This is a genomic window from Streptomyces sp. NPDC040405 (assembly GCF_055595765.1).
The window spans coordinates 395,342-410,927 of sequence record NZ_JBVIVI010000003.1 but is presented as its reverse complement, the minus strand read 5'-3'; the positions used below and the strand labels follow the sequence as shown (position 1 = coordinate 410,927).

At 71.3% G+C, this 15,586-nt stretch carries 12 protein-coding genes; 7 read left to right on the top strand and 5 right to left on the bottom strand.

The features are described 5' to 3' along the window. Nucleotides 1-153: 153 nt before the first annotated feature. From ACZ59A_RS15505 to ACZ59A_RS15485, 5 genes are all read left to right on the top strand, one after another. Nucleotides 154-1,623, top strand: a complete 1,470-nt coding sequence (locus ACZ59A_RS15505) for an L-lactate MFS transporter (protein WP_470958559.1) — start codon at nt 154-156, stop codon at nt 1,621-1,623. A gap of 3 nt (nt 1,624-1,626) precedes the next feature. After that, complete coding sequence (locus tag ACZ59A_RS15500; RefSeq protein WP_468045055.1) at nt 1,627-1,770, top strand: MFS transporter small subunit; 144 nt, start codon at nt 1,627-1,629, stop codon at nt 1,768-1,770. 228 nt (nt 1,771-1,998) lie between these two features. Then, the gene (locus ACZ59A_RS15495; RefSeq protein ID WP_470958556.1) at nt 1,999-4,881 is read left to right on the top strand and encodes a sensor histidine kinase; all 2,883 of its coding nucleotides are present in this window, start codon (nt 1,999-2,001) and stop codon (nt 4,879-4,881) included. Between the two features lie 56 nt (nt 4,882-4,937). Further along, a complete protein-coding gene (locus ACZ59A_RS15490; RefSeq protein WP_470958553.1) occupies nt 4,938-5,348 on the top strand; it encodes a roadblock/LC7 domain-containing protein in 411 nt (136 codons plus the stop codon). A 16-nt stretch (nt 5,349-5,364) separates the two neighbouring features. Next, complete coding sequence (locus tag ACZ59A_RS15485; protein WP_470958550.1) at nt 5,365-5,979, top strand: DUF742 domain-containing protein; 615 nt, start codon at nt 5,365-5,367, stop codon at nt 5,977-5,979. Here ACZ59A_RS15485 and ACZ59A_RS15480 read toward each other — a convergent pair. From ACZ59A_RS15480 to ACZ59A_RS15470, 3 genes are all read right to left on the bottom strand, one after another. Then, nucleotides 5,976-7,403 (bottom strand): hypothetical protein, encoded by a 1,428-nt coding sequence (locus tag ACZ59A_RS15480; RefSeq protein ID WP_470958548.1) that lies wholly within the window; start codon nt 7,401-7,403, stop codon nt 5,976-5,978. The two genes, ACZ59A_RS15485 and ACZ59A_RS15480, sit on opposite strands and share 4 nt — an antisense overlap. After that, the gene (locus ACZ59A_RS15475) at nt 7,400-8,788 is read right to left on the bottom strand and encodes an MFS transporter (RefSeq protein ID WP_470958545.1); all 1,389 of its coding nucleotides are present in this window, start codon (nt 8,786-8,788) and stop codon (nt 7,400-7,402) included. Before ACZ59A_RS15475 ends, ACZ59A_RS15480 begins: the two co-directional genes overlap by 4 nt. Nucleotides 8,789-8,987: 199 nt before the next feature. Beyond that, nucleotides 8,988-9,770 carry a PaaX family transcriptional regulator gene (locus ACZ59A_RS15470; RefSeq protein ID WP_470959661.1) on the bottom strand — a complete coding sequence of 261 codons (783 nt, stop codon included), beginning with the start codon at nt 9,768-9,770 and terminating at the stop codon, nt 8,988-8,990. A gap of 265 nt (nt 9,771-10,035) precedes the next feature. Between ACZ59A_RS15470 and ACZ59A_RS15465 the strand changes: the two genes are divergently transcribed. Together ACZ59A_RS15465 and ACZ59A_RS15460 are read left to right on the top strand one after the other, a co-directional pair. Then, on the top strand, nt 10,036-11,280 hold the full coding sequence (locus ACZ59A_RS15465) for a cytochrome P450 (protein WP_470958542.1): 1,245 nt from the start codon (nt 10,036-10,038) through the stop codon (nt 11,278-11,280). A gap of 139 nt (nt 11,281-11,419) precedes the next feature. Continuing rightward, nucleotides 11,420-13,639, top strand: coding sequence for a glycoside hydrolase family 43 protein (locus ACZ59A_RS15460; protein WP_470958541.1), 2,220 nt, complete (start codon nt 11,420-11,422; stop codon nt 13,637-13,639). 51 nt (nt 13,640-13,690) lie between these two features. Here ACZ59A_RS15460 and ACZ59A_RS15455 read toward each other — a convergent pair whose 3' ends face one another. Both ACZ59A_RS15455 and ACZ59A_RS15450 read right to left on the bottom strand, forming a co-directional pair. Further along, a complete protein-coding gene (locus ACZ59A_RS15455) occupies nt 13,691-14,485 on the bottom strand; it encodes an SDR family NAD(P)-dependent oxidoreductase (RefSeq protein WP_470958540.1) in 795 nt (264 codons plus the stop codon). Further along, a complete protein-coding gene (locus tag ACZ59A_RS15450) occupies nt 14,482-15,393 on the bottom strand; it encodes a helix-turn-helix transcriptional regulator (RefSeq protein ID WP_470958537.1) in 912 nt (303 codons plus the stop codon). Before ACZ59A_RS15450 ends, ACZ59A_RS15455 begins: the two co-directional genes overlap by 4 nt. Nucleotides 15,394-15,586 lie beyond the last annotated feature (193 nt).

Here is a 15,586-nt window from a genome sequence, read left to right as displayed (position 1 = left end):
GGAGGCTGCTCCCCTGCGGGCCCCGTGACGAAGTCCCGTCGTTGTTACCGCTGATCAGGGTGCTCTACACTCGCCACCGCCCGAGACGCGTTTTCGCGTCTCCAGAAATAGAGCCTGCGACAATGGGTTCCCGAGGACGGAGGTAGGTAATCGGTGGGTTTTCTCGACCGCTCTCGCATTATCGCAGGTCCGGGGTGGAATCGATGGCTGATTCCTCCGGCGGCACTTGCGATTCACTTCTCCATCGGCCAGGCATACGCCTGGAGCGTCTTCAAGACACCACTGGAGAAAGCCCTAGACATTTCGGGGACCGCCAGCGCACTCCCCTTCCAGATCGCTATTCTCGTTCTCGGCCTCTCCGCCGCCTTCGGTGGCACGCTCGTCGAGCGTAAGGGGCCGCGGTGGGCGATGTTCGTCTCGCTCGTGGCCTTCTCCTCCGGCTTCCTGGTCGCCTCGCTCGGCGTGGCCACCAGCCAGTACTGGCTGGTCATCTTCGGATACGGCGTCATCGGCGGCGTCGGCCTCGGCATCGGCTACATCTCGCCGGTGTCCACGCTGATGAAGTGGTTCCCGGACCGCCCCGGCATGGCCACCGGTACCGCGATCATGGGCTTCGGCGGCGGCGCGCTGATCGCCTCCCCCTGGTCGTCGCAGATGCTCTCCTCCTTCGGCAGCGACACCGGCGGCATCGCCAAGACCTTCCTGGTACACGGCCTGGCCTACGCCGCGTTCATGACCCTCGGCGTGCTGCTCATCCGGGTGCCCGCCGACGGCTGGCGCCCGGCCGGGTGGGTCCCCCGCGAGGAAACCGGCAAGCAGCTCGTCACGACCGCGAACGTGTCGGCGAAGAACGCGGTGAAGACCCCGCAGTTCTGGCTGCTGTGGATCGTGCTGTGCATGAACGTCACTGCAGGCATCGGGATCCTCCAGAAGGCCGCCCCGATGATCCAGGACTTCTTCCAGGACACCGACGCCCCGGTGAGCGCGACCGCCGCCGCCGGGTTCGTCGCCCTGCTGTCCCTGGCCAACATGACCGGCCGCTTCGTCTGGTCGTCGGTCTCCGACGCGATCGGCAGGAAGAACATCTACCGCCTGTACCTGGGGGCGGGTGCTCTGCTCTACCTGACGATCCTGCTCGGGAAGAACAGCAGCACCGCGCTGTTCGTGGTCGCGGCCATGGTGATCCTGTCGTTCTACGGCGGCGGGTTCGCGACCGTACCGGCCTATCTGAAGGACCTGTTCGGCACCTACCAGGTCGGCGCGATCCACGGTCGGCTGCTGACCGCGTGGTCGGTCGCCGGTGTCGCCGGGCCGATCATCGTGGACGCCGTCGCGGACGCGGGGAAGAAGTCCGGGGACACCGGGCCGGGCCTCTACGCCGTCTCCTTCTACCTCATGATCGGGCTGCTCGTCATCGGCTTCATCGCCAACGAGCTGGTGCGCCCGGTGAACCCGAAGTTCCACGAGCCGGAGCCGGCGCCGAAGCAGGAGCCGAAGCCCGAGCCGGTGGCCGCAGGTGAGCAGGCTGCCGCCCAGGAGGAACAGGGCGAGCAGGAAGGCAAGCAGGACGACGAGGAAGAGGGCGGAACCGACCGTGTCCCGGCCGAGAAGGGCAAGGGGTAACTGATGGCTCACCAGGACGATCCTTCGCAGAGCGCGGCCGTGAAGTCCTCGCCCGCTCTGCTGGCCGTGGCGTGGCTGTGGGTGGCCATCCCCTTCGCGTACGGCCTCTATGAGCTCGCCATGACGAGCCGCAAGCTGTTCGAGTAGAGGTGGGCGCACCGGCACCTCACCGGTCCGGCCGTGGGCGTTTCCGCCGCCCTTGGCCCGGCCGGTGCGCGGCCGGTGGTCCGACTTCCTCTTCAGGAGAAATCCCAGGAGAAAGCGCATCGTGATACATCGCTGTGGCCAAGCCGCTCCGGGCGCGGAGCGCGTCTCGTGACCCCGGGCAGGCATGCGGCCGAAGTTGCACGCGGCCCGGGGCTGTGGGCCACCCTCGTGCAATGGCGAAACTGGCGGCTGCCGGTCAAGCTGGGCGCCGTGCTGGTCGTGCCCGCGCTGCTGGCCGTCGCCTTGGGCGTCGTCCAGATTCAGCGCGAAGTCGAACGCGCCAACTCGTACGCGGACATGCAGCGTCTGGTCAAGCTGCGCTCCGGGCTGATGCCGCTGCTCGGGAGCCTGCAGGCGGAGCGGACCATGGCCGCTGGGCAGCTGCGTGGCGGAGCGGGCGGCGACTCCCCCGCCGCGATGCGGCGACAGGCCCGGTTCACCGACCGCGCCCGGGCCGTCCTCTCCGGCGGCGGCACGGAGCAGGCACCCCAGCTGGGCGGTGCCTCGGGGAACCGCTACCAGGATGCGGTCAAGGCCCTGGGCCAGCTGACCGATCTGCGCAAGCAGGTGACGTCCGGCGACATCAGCTCCTGGGCCGCGGTGAACAAGTACCGCACCGTCATCAACAGCCTGCTCGACCTGGACCAGGCCCTGGGCAGCGGGTTCGGTGAACCCAAGCTGTCCGGACCGGCGTCCGCGCTGTACGACCTCGAGGCGGTCCAGGAGGAGGTCCATCTCCAGCATGTGACGCTCCTGGAGGCGATGAAGCCCGGGCAGCCCATGGACACCAAGCTCATCCGGGCGCTGGAGGAGTCCGACATCCGGCTGCAGGACAAGCTCGGCGACTTCCAGGCCGTGGCCACCCCCGCGGAACAGGAGAAGTACCAGCGGACGGTCACCGGGGACCTGGTGTCCCGGCGCTCGAAGCTGGTGCGTACCGCGCTGTCCGCGTCGCAGGAGGACGGCACCCAGCAGGGAGTCACCGCGCCCCGGGTCCCGGTTTCCGAGTGGAACCGCAGCTCGGAAACCACCGCGAAGCTCCTCGGCAAGGTCGAGAAGGACCTCGCCCAGCAGCTGCGGGTGAACTCCGCCCAGCTGCAGGACCAGACGAGCAACCGGGCCGGTGCGTACTCCGTGGCCCTGCTCGCGGTGCTGCTGCTCGCCGGTTCCGTCGGCTTCGCGATCGGCCGCTATCTGCTGCGGTCGCTGACCGTCCTCCGTTCCACCGCGCTCGACGTGGCCGAGAACCGGCTTCCGGCCGCCGTCTCCAGCATCCGCGAGGGCGAGAAGGCGGACACCGCGGTCAGCGCCGTGCCGGTGCACACCACGGAGGAGTTCGGGCAGCTTGCCCGGGCCTTCGACGCGGTGCACGGTCAGGCCGTGCGCCTGGCGTCGGAACAGGCCGCGCTCCGCGGTGACCTGAGGGACACCCTGGTCAACCTCTCCCGGCGCAGCCAGACCCTGGTGGACCGGCTGCTGCGCCTGATGGAGCAGCTCGAACGCCATGAAGAGGACCCGGACCAGCTGGCCAACCTCTTCCAGATGGACCACCTGGCGACCCGGATGCGGCGCAACAACGAGAACCTGATGGTTCTCTGCGGCAGCACGCTCGTCCGTTCCCACGGTCATCGCGTGCCGCTGGAGGACGTCCTGCGGGCCGCGGTCTCCGAGATCGAGCACTACCAGCGCGCGGAGGTGCAGCCCTCCTCCTCCGTGGCAGTGACCGGCTACGTGGCCGGTGACCTGGCGCGGATCATCGCCGAACTGCTGGACAACGCCACCGCGTTCTCCCCGCCGGAGACCCAGGTGTTCGTCAGCACCACCCCGCGCCGCGACGGGTCCGCGCTGATCGAGGTGCGCGACCAGGGCATCGGGATGAGCGGCGCCGACCTGGCCAAGGCTCACCGGCGTCTGGAGGCAACCTCCTCCGAGGAAGCCTCGTCCTCCCGTCAAATGGGACTCTTCGTGGTGGGCCGTCTGGCCAGTCGGCACGGTATCTCCGTGAACCTCAGCTCGGAGTGGGGCGCGGGCCTGCGGGCCGGTGTGCTCGTCCCGGCCAACCTGGTGCCGGGGAACCGGCCCGACGAGGCTCCCCGGGGAAGTCTGCCCCGGCGTTCCGGGCCGACGCCGACCGCCGCCAAGGCCTTCGAACCGGCGCAGCCGCGGCCGGAGTCGGGCCACACCACGGCTGCCCCCGCCGTGCGCGAGTCCCCGGGCGGCCCCCGCCCGGCGGCCCCCGCCGACTCCGGTACGCGGTCCCCGGGCCGGGGCACCGCCCAGCCGGGCCGCCCCGAACCCGCCGGGACCGGCGCGGACTCCGCGCTCCCGCGGCGGCTGCCGCGCCGGACACCGGCCGGGGCCGACGGGCCCGCCGGAATCGGGAACGGGATCGGGAACGGGGCCAACGGAACCGGCCGCCCCGGCCCGATCGGCAAGGGCGCACCGGAGGGACCCCGCGACGGCTCGGAGCGCTCCGAGCACGCCAAGCGTCCCGAGCACTCCTCGTACGACGGGACACCGGCGGACGGGCAGGACGCCCAGAAGGCCCGTCCCGGCCTGGTGCCGCCGCAACGGTCCGGACCGGAGCAGCCGCCCGGGGCCGGACCGGACCAGCGGCAGGCCCCCCGCTCGGCGTGGTTCGGGTCGGCCGCGTCGGATGCCGGTGGGACACCGGCGCCGACGAACTCCCGGCCCCCGTCGGCGAGCCCCCGCCCGCAGGGTTCCGCGCGCCTCTTCACCCCACCCGGCCAGCAGACGGAGCCCCTGCCGGGACCCGGCGCGGCTGCCCGCGGCGGGGAGAACGCGGCGGGCGACCGGGGGGCCGACCGCCGCCCGGGCGGCCCCGCCGAGCCCTCGGACTCCCCGGAGGGGGACGGCCGCACCCAGTCCGGACTGCCGAAGCGGACTCCGCGTTCGCCGCGGCCGGGTGACCGTCCCGAGCCGCGTACCGCCCCCGGCAAGGCCAAGCCGAGCCAGGACGCGGGCCAGACGCACAGCTTCCTCAGCAACTACCAGTCAGGCATCCGTCGGGCCCGTCCCGACGAGCGATAAGATCCCATCGACAAACGGGCAGGAAAGAAGCCATGACCTCACCCCACCCTCGGGAGGTGAGCCAGTTCGGATGGCTGGTCACCAACTTCACCGAACGTGTTCCCAATGTGGCCCACGCCGTGGTGGTATCAGCCGACGGGATTTTGCTCACCGCCTCCAACCGGCTGGCGGACGACTACGCCGAACACCTCGCCACCATCGCCGCGGGTGCCATCAGCCTGATCCAGGGTGCCGCGCGGTGTCTGGACACCGGTGAGGTGAAGAGCACCGTGATCCAGATGGAGTACGGACATATGCTGCTGATGTCGATCAAGGACGGCTCGTGCCTGGTGACCCTGGCCGCGCCGGACTGCGAGATCGGTCAGGTGGCCTATGAGATGGCGGTGCTCGTGGACCAGGTCGGCGAAATGCTGACCCCCGAACTGCGCGCGGAGCTACAGGGATTCAACAAGTCGGCAACCCACTAGCTCGGATGAGGAGATCATGAGCACCGGTGAAGGCCCTTCCGGGGACGCTCGGAGAGATCAGGGAGCGGAGGACGAGCAGACCTTCGCCGACGTGCTCAACGCGTTCAGTTTCGGCAAGGCACGGCGGCCGCGGAAGAAGTCCGGCTCCGGTTCCGACTCCGGCGCGGAGGCCGCGGCCCGCCAGCAGCCGGAGGAGACGCCGCCCGCTTCCCCGGACCCGTACGCGTACCCGCCGTCGCAGGACGAGCAGCACGCCGGGTGGGAGGGCGGATACGAGCAGCAGCAACAGGGCTCGCCCTCGTTCGTGCGCGCCTATACGTGGACGGGTGGCCGCACCAGGTCCCAGCATCACTTCGAGCTGGAGACCCTGGTGACGACCACCGAACTGGGGCACCAGTCCGTCGCCTTCACGCAAGCGGATCACGTTCCGGTGATCTCGCTGTGCCAGGAGCCGACGTCGGTGGCGGAGGTGTCCGCGCGGCTCTCGGTGCCGCTGGGCGTGGCCAGGGTGCTGCTCGGCGACATGGCGGACCGTGGGCTGATCGCCGTCCACCAGACCGAGACCAGCGAGGGCGAGGCCCCGACCGTCGCGCTGATGGAGCGGGTGCTGACCGGACTCCGGCGGCTCTAGCGGCGGTCCCGGCCGTGGTGCCCCGGGCCGTCGCGGTGGGTCGGGCCGTCGCGGTGGGCCAGGTCGTAGGGGCGCGGATACGTGGTGGGCCGGTAGCCGGCGTACCGTGCCTCGCCGCCCGGATCCTCCGTCTTCGCCGCGGAGTTGAGCGTGTCCGGCGAGGTGTCCCAGCGGCCGGTGGCCACCCGCCGCTCCAGCGTGTGCACGGCGGCGAGTGACTCACCGGTGGTGAAGGTGCAGTGGCCGGGCCCGTCGACATACGCCTGACGCAGCAGCCCCGCCGATCCTCCAGCGGTGGCGGCCCGTCGGTAGGCGCTCTCCGCCTGCACCGGGATCAGCCCGTCACCGGTGGTGTGGATGTTCAGCTGTGGGTCGGCCAGCCTGCCGGTGAAGGCGCTGGTGTTCCGCATCCATGCCACGGCCCGCGGGTCGGCGGCGGTACGGGGAGCACGGCCCAGGGCCGCGAGGTCGTCGCGCAGCGTCAGCCCCGCCCTCTTGTACAGCTCAGTCACCTCCTTGTACACCGAGGAGTGCCGCAACATCGCCGAGTAGTCGACGCCCGTGTTCCAGGACGGGTTGCCGCCCGCCCGGGACTCGGCCTCCTGCCGCCACGAGAACGCGGCGGTCCGCACCAGTCCGGCGACCGCCGCGTACTGGTTGGCCTGCTGTCCGGCCCAGTCGGCCGGGCCGGGCTTCGGCTGTGACGCGTCGTTGTGGCCGGGGATGTTGTGCAGGGCGGCGGCGAGCGCGATCCGCGCCCGGCCCCGCGGGGTCTGCTGGGCCTCGGTCAGCTTCCCGGTGAGGGCGCTCGCGGCGCTCTTGGCCTCCGCCTGGTCGGTGAAACCGGTGAGGCGGATGCCGGAGTCCGGTGCGAGGAGGGTCTTCAGTGCGAAGACGGGGTCGAGGGTGCTGTTCCAGTTGGCGACCCCGCCCTGGACGAGTCCGCACATCGACAGCGAACCGTCGATCCGGTCGGCGTGCCGTTCGGCGATCGCCGTGGTGACGAACCCGCCGTACGACTGCCCCCAGGCGAGGGTCTGCCGTGCCGCGCCGAACTTCTGCGTGAACAGGTCCAGGGTGGCCAGCTGGTCGGGCACCGCGTCCGTCACGGCCCAGCCGGTCGTGGCGTAGGAGGAGCCGGCCAGCGCATATCCCTCGTCCAGCAGCCGGGTACGGGTCGCCGCGCTCGGGGCGTTCTGGGCGGGGTTGGGGCTGCCCTGCGGGGCGTAGCCGTGGCTGAACAGCAGCACGGTGCCGTTCCACCGCGCGGGCATGTCCATCATGTACGCGGCCCCGGACGCCAGCTGGCCTTCCAGATGCTCGCCCCCGGCGTCCTCGGCGCTCGCGGCCTGAGCGGGCAGCGCGGGCAGGGCGGTGGCGGCGAGCACGGCGGCCGCGGCGAGGGCGAGGGCGCGGGGCTTCATGGGCGTACTCCTTCAGCGGTGGGGAGGTCGGTGGAGGTGGCGGTGGCGGCGCGGGCGTCGAGGGTGTCGGTGTGGGTCTCGCGCAGCCGCCACACGGTGAGCGCGGTGATGGCCGCACCGCCGCACAGCAGCAGCGAGAGCGGGGTGCTGCTGCCGTCGTACGCCGCCAGCAGGCTGCTCGCGATCAGCGGCGAGAAACCGGCCCCGACCAGGGTCGCGAGCTGGTAGCCGAGGGAGGCGCCGGTGTAGCGGACCCGGGTGCCGAACATCTCGCTGAGCAGGGCCCCCAGCGGTCCGTACATGGTGGACTGCGCCACGCCGTGGCCCAGCGCCAGGGCCAGGATCAGCAGCCCGGGGGATCCGGAGTCGACGAGCGCCAGGACGGGGAAGGCCAGCGCGGCCGACGCGACGGCCCCGGCGAGCACGACCGGGCGGCGGCCCACCCGGTCGGACAGCGCGGAGGCGGCGGGCAGCGCGAAGAGCGCCACGCAGGACGCGACGGTCACGGCGGTGAGCACCTGCGGCCGGGTGTATCCGTGGCGGACGGCGTAGGAGATCATGAAGCTGGTCAGCAGCGCCTGGGCGGTGAACGCGCCGATGCCGACGCACCCGGCGAGCAGCAGCGGCCGGGGGCGGCGCAGCACTTCGGCGAGCGGGGGCTTGTCCTGCGGCCGCGGGTCCTCCGGCCGGGTCCGGGTCTCGGTGAACAGCGGGCTCTCGGCCACCCTCAGCCGTACGAACAGCCCGACGGCCAGCAGCGCCACGCTCAGCAGGAACGGCACCCGCCAGCCCCAGTCCCGGAACTCGTCGTCCGGGAGTGTCGAGACGATCGTGACCACGCCCGCGGAGAGCATCGAGCCGAGCGGGGCGCCGAGTTGGGTGAAGCTCGACCACAGGCCGCGGCGGTGCCGGGCACCTCCGGTGCGCTCGGCGTGCTCGACGACCATGAGCATGGCGCCGCCCCACTCGCCGCCGATCGCGAGGCCCTGTACGACGCGCAGGGCGACCAGCAGCACCGGCGCCCAGACGCCTATCGCGTCGTAGGTCGGGAGGAGCCCGATGAGGAAGCTGCAGGTGCCCATGAGCACCATCGTGAGCAGCAGCATCGACTTGCGGCCGAGCCGGTCGCCGAAGTGTCCGAAGACGATGCCGCCGAGCGGCCGCGCCAGGTATCCGGCGGCGAAGGTGCCGAACGCGGCGATGGTGCCGACCGCGGGGTCGGCCTCGGGGAAGAACAGCTCGCCGAAGACGAGCGCGGCGACCGTGCCGTACACGAGGAAGTCGTAGAACTCGACCGCGGTGCCGAGCAGGCCGGACAGCGCGACGCGGCGCAGCTGGCGGTGGTCCGGGGGCGGCGGGGAAATGGGGACGGGGGCTGGCTGCACGGGGAGCTCCCTGGTGCCGTCGGGGGTGGTATCGAGGCGTGCCGGTGTTCCCGCGAAGGTAGGCACTTCTCAAACCGCGGTCAATGTTCTGCACAACATTTGTGCGCAGCGGACAGCGGGCAGCAGGCAGCGGGCACGACGGACCGGGGCAGCGTCGTACGGAGAGCGGAGGGGCGGCGATGCCGGGCTTACGCCCCGGCTAGCGCACCGGCACCAGGTCGAGCAGGCGCTCCGCCGCCGCCCGCGCGCCCGGCGTGAGGCGCTCGTGGACCGCGCGGAACGTCTTCTCCGCCCGCTCGGCGGGCCAGTCGTCGGGCAGGTGCTTGACCGGGAGCCGGGGGTCCTGCCGGATGATCCGCAGCCACTCGGTGGACAGCCGCAACCGCGCCGCCAGCGCTTCGTCGTCCGCGGCGGACGCGTGCTCTCGGGGCTGCCAGCGGCGTACGAACTCCTCGTACCGTCCGGCCAGTGCGGGCAGCTCCCAGGTCTCCTCGATCATCGCGCCGATGTCCATGCCCGCGTCGGCGTGCGCGCGGAACACCTTCACGTGCGCGGCCAGCCCCAGCTCGTTGAGGATCGGGCCCACCTCGACCTCGCCCTGTGCGATCCACAGCCCGCTGAACAGCGGCCCGAAGCCGTTCCAGGTGAGCTGCGCGCGGAGGTCGTGGCGCTGGCGCTGCCAGGCTTCGGGCAGCGAGAAGCCGAGCAGCGTCCAGGTGCCGTCCCAGTGCCGGTTGACGGCGCCGGTCTGCCAGATGCGGCATTCGCCGTCCCGCAGCACCGCCTCGGAGCGCTCGGTGAGCCCGAAGTACATGCGGCGGCCCTCGCGCTGCCGCCGCAGCAGGCCGCGCCCCACCATGCGGGTGAGCGTCGAGCGGGTCGCGTGTTCACCGACACCGGCGCGGCCGAAGAGGTCGATGACGCTCCCCGAGTACACGCACACGTCCCGGCCCAGCACCCAGTCCCCCAGGAACGTGAGCATCAGCGACTGGGGCCGGGGGGCGGCATCAGCAGTGGTCACGCTGCCCACGGTACGCGCACTCCCCCGGATCCCGCTGTCGCGGCTGCCCGGCGGGAACCGGGAGCCACCCCCTGTTGTCCTCCGCGGCCGGGGCACCCCGTCGCACCGGTGACGGGCGCATCCGGCCCGAGGTGCGGGCGAACATGGTTGTCCGGCCCTGGAGTTGGGAAGCCTCATCGTGCGCACCGGCCTTGAACGCCTGTGGGAGAAACGGACAGCGACAGCAATGGACGCGACAGCACACGTTCGTATCGAGCCCGCCCCGGCCGACCTCCACGGAGGCGAGGGAGCAGCCCTCAGGGCGGCCGGGCCGATCGCCACTGTGGCGCTCCCCGGTGGTGTGGTGGCCAAGGCGGTGACCACGCCCGAGGCGGGGCTGCGGGTGCTGACCGACCCGCGGTTCGCCAAGGAGATCCAGCACTGGGAGGCGTACCGGCGCGGCCTGATCCCCGCGGACTGGCCGCTGCTGTTCATCGTGGAGGGCAAGGGGCTGCTCACCGCCGACGGCGACACCCACCGCCGTCTGCGCCGCCCCGTCCAGCGCGCCATCTCACCGCGCCGGGTGGAGGCCCTGCGCCCCCGGGTCGAGGACGTCACCCGCCGTCTGCTGGCCGGTCTGGCCGCCACGCCGGCCGGGCAGGAGACCGACCTGCTGCGCCACTTCGCGCTCCCGCTGCCGCTGGACGTCATCTGCCTGCTGCTCGGCGTGCCCGGCGAGGGGACCGTGCGCGAGGAGCTGCACGAGCTGTCGATGGCGGCGATGAACTCCGAGGCGAGCGTCGAGGAGATCACGGGCACCGTGGGGCGGCGCTTCCCCGCCGCCCTGATGTCGCTGATCGAGCGGAAGCGCGCCGGGGGCGACCGGGACGACCTCACCATGGACCTGGTGGCCGCGCTGGACGCCGGGGAACTCTCCGAGGCCGAGGTGATCGGCAATCTGGTGATCACCATCATCGGCGGTCACGAGACCACGGTCCAGCTGATCTGCCACGCCGTCAGGGGCCTGCTGACGCACCCCGGGACGCTGGCCGCCGCGCGCGCCCGCCAGGAGGCGGGCGAGGACCCGTGGCCCGATGTCGTGGAGGAGGCCCTGCGCTGGGAGTCCCCCGCCCGCCATGTGATGTTCCGCTACGCCACGGAGGACGTGGAGATCGACGGCGAGTACATCCGCACGGGGGAAGCGGTGTTCGTCCCGCTCGCGGCCATCCAGCGCTGCCCCCACGCGTACCCCGAGGCGGACCGGTTCGACCCCGGCCGCTACGCGTCCGGCAGCGCCCTCGGCCACCTCGCCTTCGGGGCCGGTGCCCACCGCTGCCCGGGCGCGCCGCTGGCGCGGCTGGAGGCCGGGATCGCCCTGCGGCGGCTGTTCGAGACGTATCCCGACCTCGCCCTCGTGGACCGGCCTGCCTCCCGGGTCCCGGCGTTGGGCGTCAACGGCCTGAAGGAACTGCCGGTCGTGCTGCGTCCCTGAATCCGCGTCCCTGGATCCGCGTCCCGAAAACTTTCGCCCGGCATGTGGCGCCACACACCGTTGACGCACGGGGTCCCCACTGGACACACTCCGGTGCATCCAGCTCAACAGAACCCACCAGACTCCCACAGGATGTGTCATGGGTCCCCGCACAACCCGCATGCTCCTCCTGCCGCTGCTCGCCGCCCTGCTCACGCTGGTGACGAGCATCTTCACCGCTCCGCCCAGCCCCGCGCTGAGCGGAGCGCCGTCCGCGGCCCCGCACAAGACCAAGTACGCCGGGTATCTCTTCACCTACTTCACGGGTGAGGGCACCGCCGACGGCGAACAGATACGGATGGCGCTCAGCCGCGGCAACGACCCCCTTCACTGGAGGGAGTTGAACGCCGGGAAGCCCGTCCTCACCTCCGGCCTCGGCGAGAAGGGCCTGCGCGACCCGTTCGTCATCCGCTCCCCCAAGGGCGACAAGTTCTTCCTGATCGCCACCGATCTGCGGATGTACAAGAACAGCAGCGGCTCCTGGGACCAGGTGCAGCGCACCGGCAGCAAGTCGATCATGGTGTGGGAGTCGAAGGACCTCGTCAACTGGACCGACCAGCGCCTCGTCAAGGTCTCCCCGGACACCGCGGGCAACACCTGGGCGCCCGAGGCGTACTACGACGACAAGCTCGGCGAGTACGTCGTCTTCTGGGCCTCGAAGCTCTACGGCGAGGACGACCCGCAGCACACGGGCTCGACGTACAACAAGATGATGTACGCGACGACGAAGGACTTCCGCACCTTCAGCGAGCCCAAGGTGTGGAACGACCCCGGCTATTCGGTCATCGACTCCACCGTCATCAAGGACAAGGGCTCCTACTACCGCTTCACCAAGGACGAGCGCGACCCGTCCTCCGGCACGCCCTGCTCGAAGTTCATCACGGCCGAGAAGTCCGCCTCGCTGACGGACACCTCGTACGACTTCGTCTCCGACTGCATCGGCAAGGGCGCCATCGACCAGGGTGAGGGCCCGACCATCTTCAAGTCGAACACCGAGAACAAGTGGTACTTGTTCATCGACGAGTTCGGCGGCCGCGGCTACATCCCCTTCGAGACCACCGACCTCGCCTCCGGCAAGTGGACCCCGTCCACGAACTACCAGCTGCCCGCCAGCCCCCGGCACGGCACGGTGCTCCCGGTGACGCAGGCCGAGTACGACCGGCTGCTGCGCACGTACCCCGCGTCCCAGGCCGCGCCCGCCGATGTGACGGCGAAGGGCCAGAAGGGGTACGCGGTCGTCACCGAGGCGGCGGCCAAGGCCGTGCTGCCGATGGACCCGAAGGCCGATCTGCGGCGGCTGGCGCCCCGCTTCGCGCTCCCGGCCGGTGCCACCCTCAGCCCGCCCTCCGGCACCCGGCGGGACTTCCGCAAGCCCCGGACATACACGCTGACGTCGGCCGACGGAACGGCCCGTGAGTGGACCGTCGAGGCCGTGCCGACACGCAGCCCCGTCCTGCCCGGGCTGAACGCCGACCCGGACATCAGCTACGCCGACGGCCGCTACTGGATCTATCCCACGACGGACGGCTACCGCGGCTGGGGCGGGACCAAGTTCAAGGCGTACTCCTCGAAGGATCTGGTCCACTGGAAGGACCACGGGGTGATCCTGGACCTCGGTCCGGATGTCACGTGGGCCGACAAGTACGCCTGGGCGCCCGCGATGGCGAAGCGCGACGGCAAGTACTACTTCTACTTCTGCGCCGAACAGCAGGTCGGTGTCGCGGTCGCCGACTCCCCCGCCGGTCCCTTCAAGGACGCGCTGGGCAAGCCGCTGGTGCCCAAGGGCCAGCTGGAAGGCCAGATGATCGACCCGTCGGTGTTCACCGACGATGACGGCCAGTCCTATCTGTACTGGGGCAACGGCCAGGCGTACGGGGTGCCGCTGAACGACGACATGACGTCCTTCGACTCCTCGAAGATGCGCAAGTTCACCCCGGACAACTTCCGGGAGGGCTCCTTCGTGGTCAAGCGCAAGGGCACCTACTACCTGATGTGGTCCGAGGACGACACCGGCAGCGAGAACTACCACGTCGCCTACGCCACCGGCTCGTCGCCGATGGGCCCGTGGACCAAGCGGGGCACGATCCTCTCCAAGCGCCTCGACTACGGGATCAAGGGACCGGGCCACCACTCGGTGGTGAACGTCCCCGGCACGGACGAGTGGTACATGGCCTACCACCGGTTCGCCGTCAACGGCCCCGGCAAGGCGGGCGGCGACGGTACGCACCGGGAAACCACCATCGACCGCATGGAGTTCGCGGCCGACGGGACGATCAAGCCGGTGGTGCCGACGCTGCAGTCCATCGACCCGCTCCGCTGACGCTGACCGTGTGCCGGGGCCTGTGACGTCACAGGGCCCGGCACCGCTCTGTCACCCCCGTGGCCTGGCCTTGGTGGCGTGGCGGGCGGCCTTGTAGGTCTCGGGCAGGAAGCGGTGTTCGAGGGCGGTGCGCTTGGTGGCGGCGTCGCCGCCGACGACCTCGGCGCGGCCTTCCATCATCGCGACGAAGCCCTGGCGGGCGACCTCCCCGCGGCTGTTCTTCTTCATGCCGGGGCCGAAGGCGGTGTTGTTCATACCGGCGCGGCCGTGGAAGTCGCTGTCGGTGGCGCCGGGCATGAGCGTGGTGACGGTGACGCCGTGTTCCTTCAGTTCCTCGCGCAGGCCGAGGGCGAACATGCGGGTGAAGGCGCGGGAGGGCCCGTACACGGTCTCGTACGGGGTGGGCAGGGTGGCGGACAGGGACGACGTGATGAGGATCCTGCCTGCGTGGCGGGCGGTCATGTGGCGGGCCACGCGCTTGGCGAGGTGGACGACCGAGGTGATGTTCAGGGAGATCAGGGAGAGTTCGTCGGCCAGGTCGGTGTCGATGAACGCGCCGCCGATGCTGCGTCCGGCGTTGAGTACCGCTGCCGCCAGGGGGCGGCCGGTGGCCTCCACGGCCTTCCACACCGTCTCGACTCCGTTCGCCTCGGCGAGGTCGGCCCGGACGGGGGTGACGTGGGCGCCGTCGAGGGTGAACTGCTCGGCGGCCTCGTCAATCTTCTCGCCGCGGCCGGTGGCGACGAGGTCGAAGCCGTTGGCGGCGCACAGCCGGGCGATCTCGTAGCCGATGCCGTTGGAGGCCCCGGTGACCAGGGCCAGGGGGCGGGTGGCGGGGGTGCTCACAGGTTGCTCCCGTCGTCGGAGGCGGAGGAGGTGTGGTCGGCGTCGTCCGGCCGGGGGTGGCCGGGGTCGGGGGTGTTCCAGTCGGCGAGCAGGCGCCAGGCTTCCTGGGAGGTGCGGTCCTGGGCGGGCAGGTAGAGGAAGAGGGTCTGGTCGTCCTCGCCGGGCGGGGTGAGCGCCTGGTAGTCGATGGTGAGCTCGCCGACCAGTGGGTGGTTGAAGCGTTTCTGGCCGTGCGTGCGGGTGAGGACCCTGTGGTCGTCCCACCAGCGGCGGAAGTGCTCGCTCTTCATCGTCAGCTCGCCGACCAGTTCGGCGGTGCGGGCGTCGTCCGGGTACCGGCCGGCGTCCAGGCGCAGGATCGCGGTCATCTCCGCCGCCAGCCGCTCCCAGTCCACGTACAGCTCGCGGGCCTCGGGGGACAGGACGATCCACCGGGTCAGGTTGCGCTCCCGGTAAGGCATGGAGTCGAAGTCGGCGATCAGGACCCGGCACAGGTGGTTGGTGGCCAGGATGTCGCCGCGCCTGCCGAGGATGAACGCGGCGTGGTCGTGGAAGGACTCCAGGAACCGCAGCAGCCCGGGGCGGGCCCGCTGCACACCGGGCGGGCCGCGCCGGGCGCGGCGGCCGGGCCTGGCCTTCACCAGATCGTGCAGGTGTGCCCGCTCCGCGTCGTCCAGGCGCAGTGCCTCGGCGACGGCGTCCAGGACGCTGTCGGAGGGGGTGATGTTCCGGCCCTGCTCCAGGCGGGTGTAGTAGTCGGTGCTCACCCCGGCGAGCTGGGCGACCTCCTCGCGGCGGAGCCCTGGCACGCGGCGGTAGGCGCCGCGCTCGGGGAGGCCGGCCGATGCGGGGTCGACGCGGTCCCGGCAGCGGCGCAGGAACTGGGAGAGGTCCACATTGCCGACCATGCCTCCATCCTCACGCCCCGGTGTGGGTGTCGCGATCGCGATGGGTGGGTCGCCGCGTCCTAGGAAGCCGCGTCCCTGGGGCGAAGCGGCCCTGGGGCGAAGCGGCCCTGGAATCGCGGGCTCGGCGTGCGCGCGGCCGGTCAACCGCCGATACGCGTCCGGGGCCCGGCCGGGCCCCGGACGCGTCAAGGGT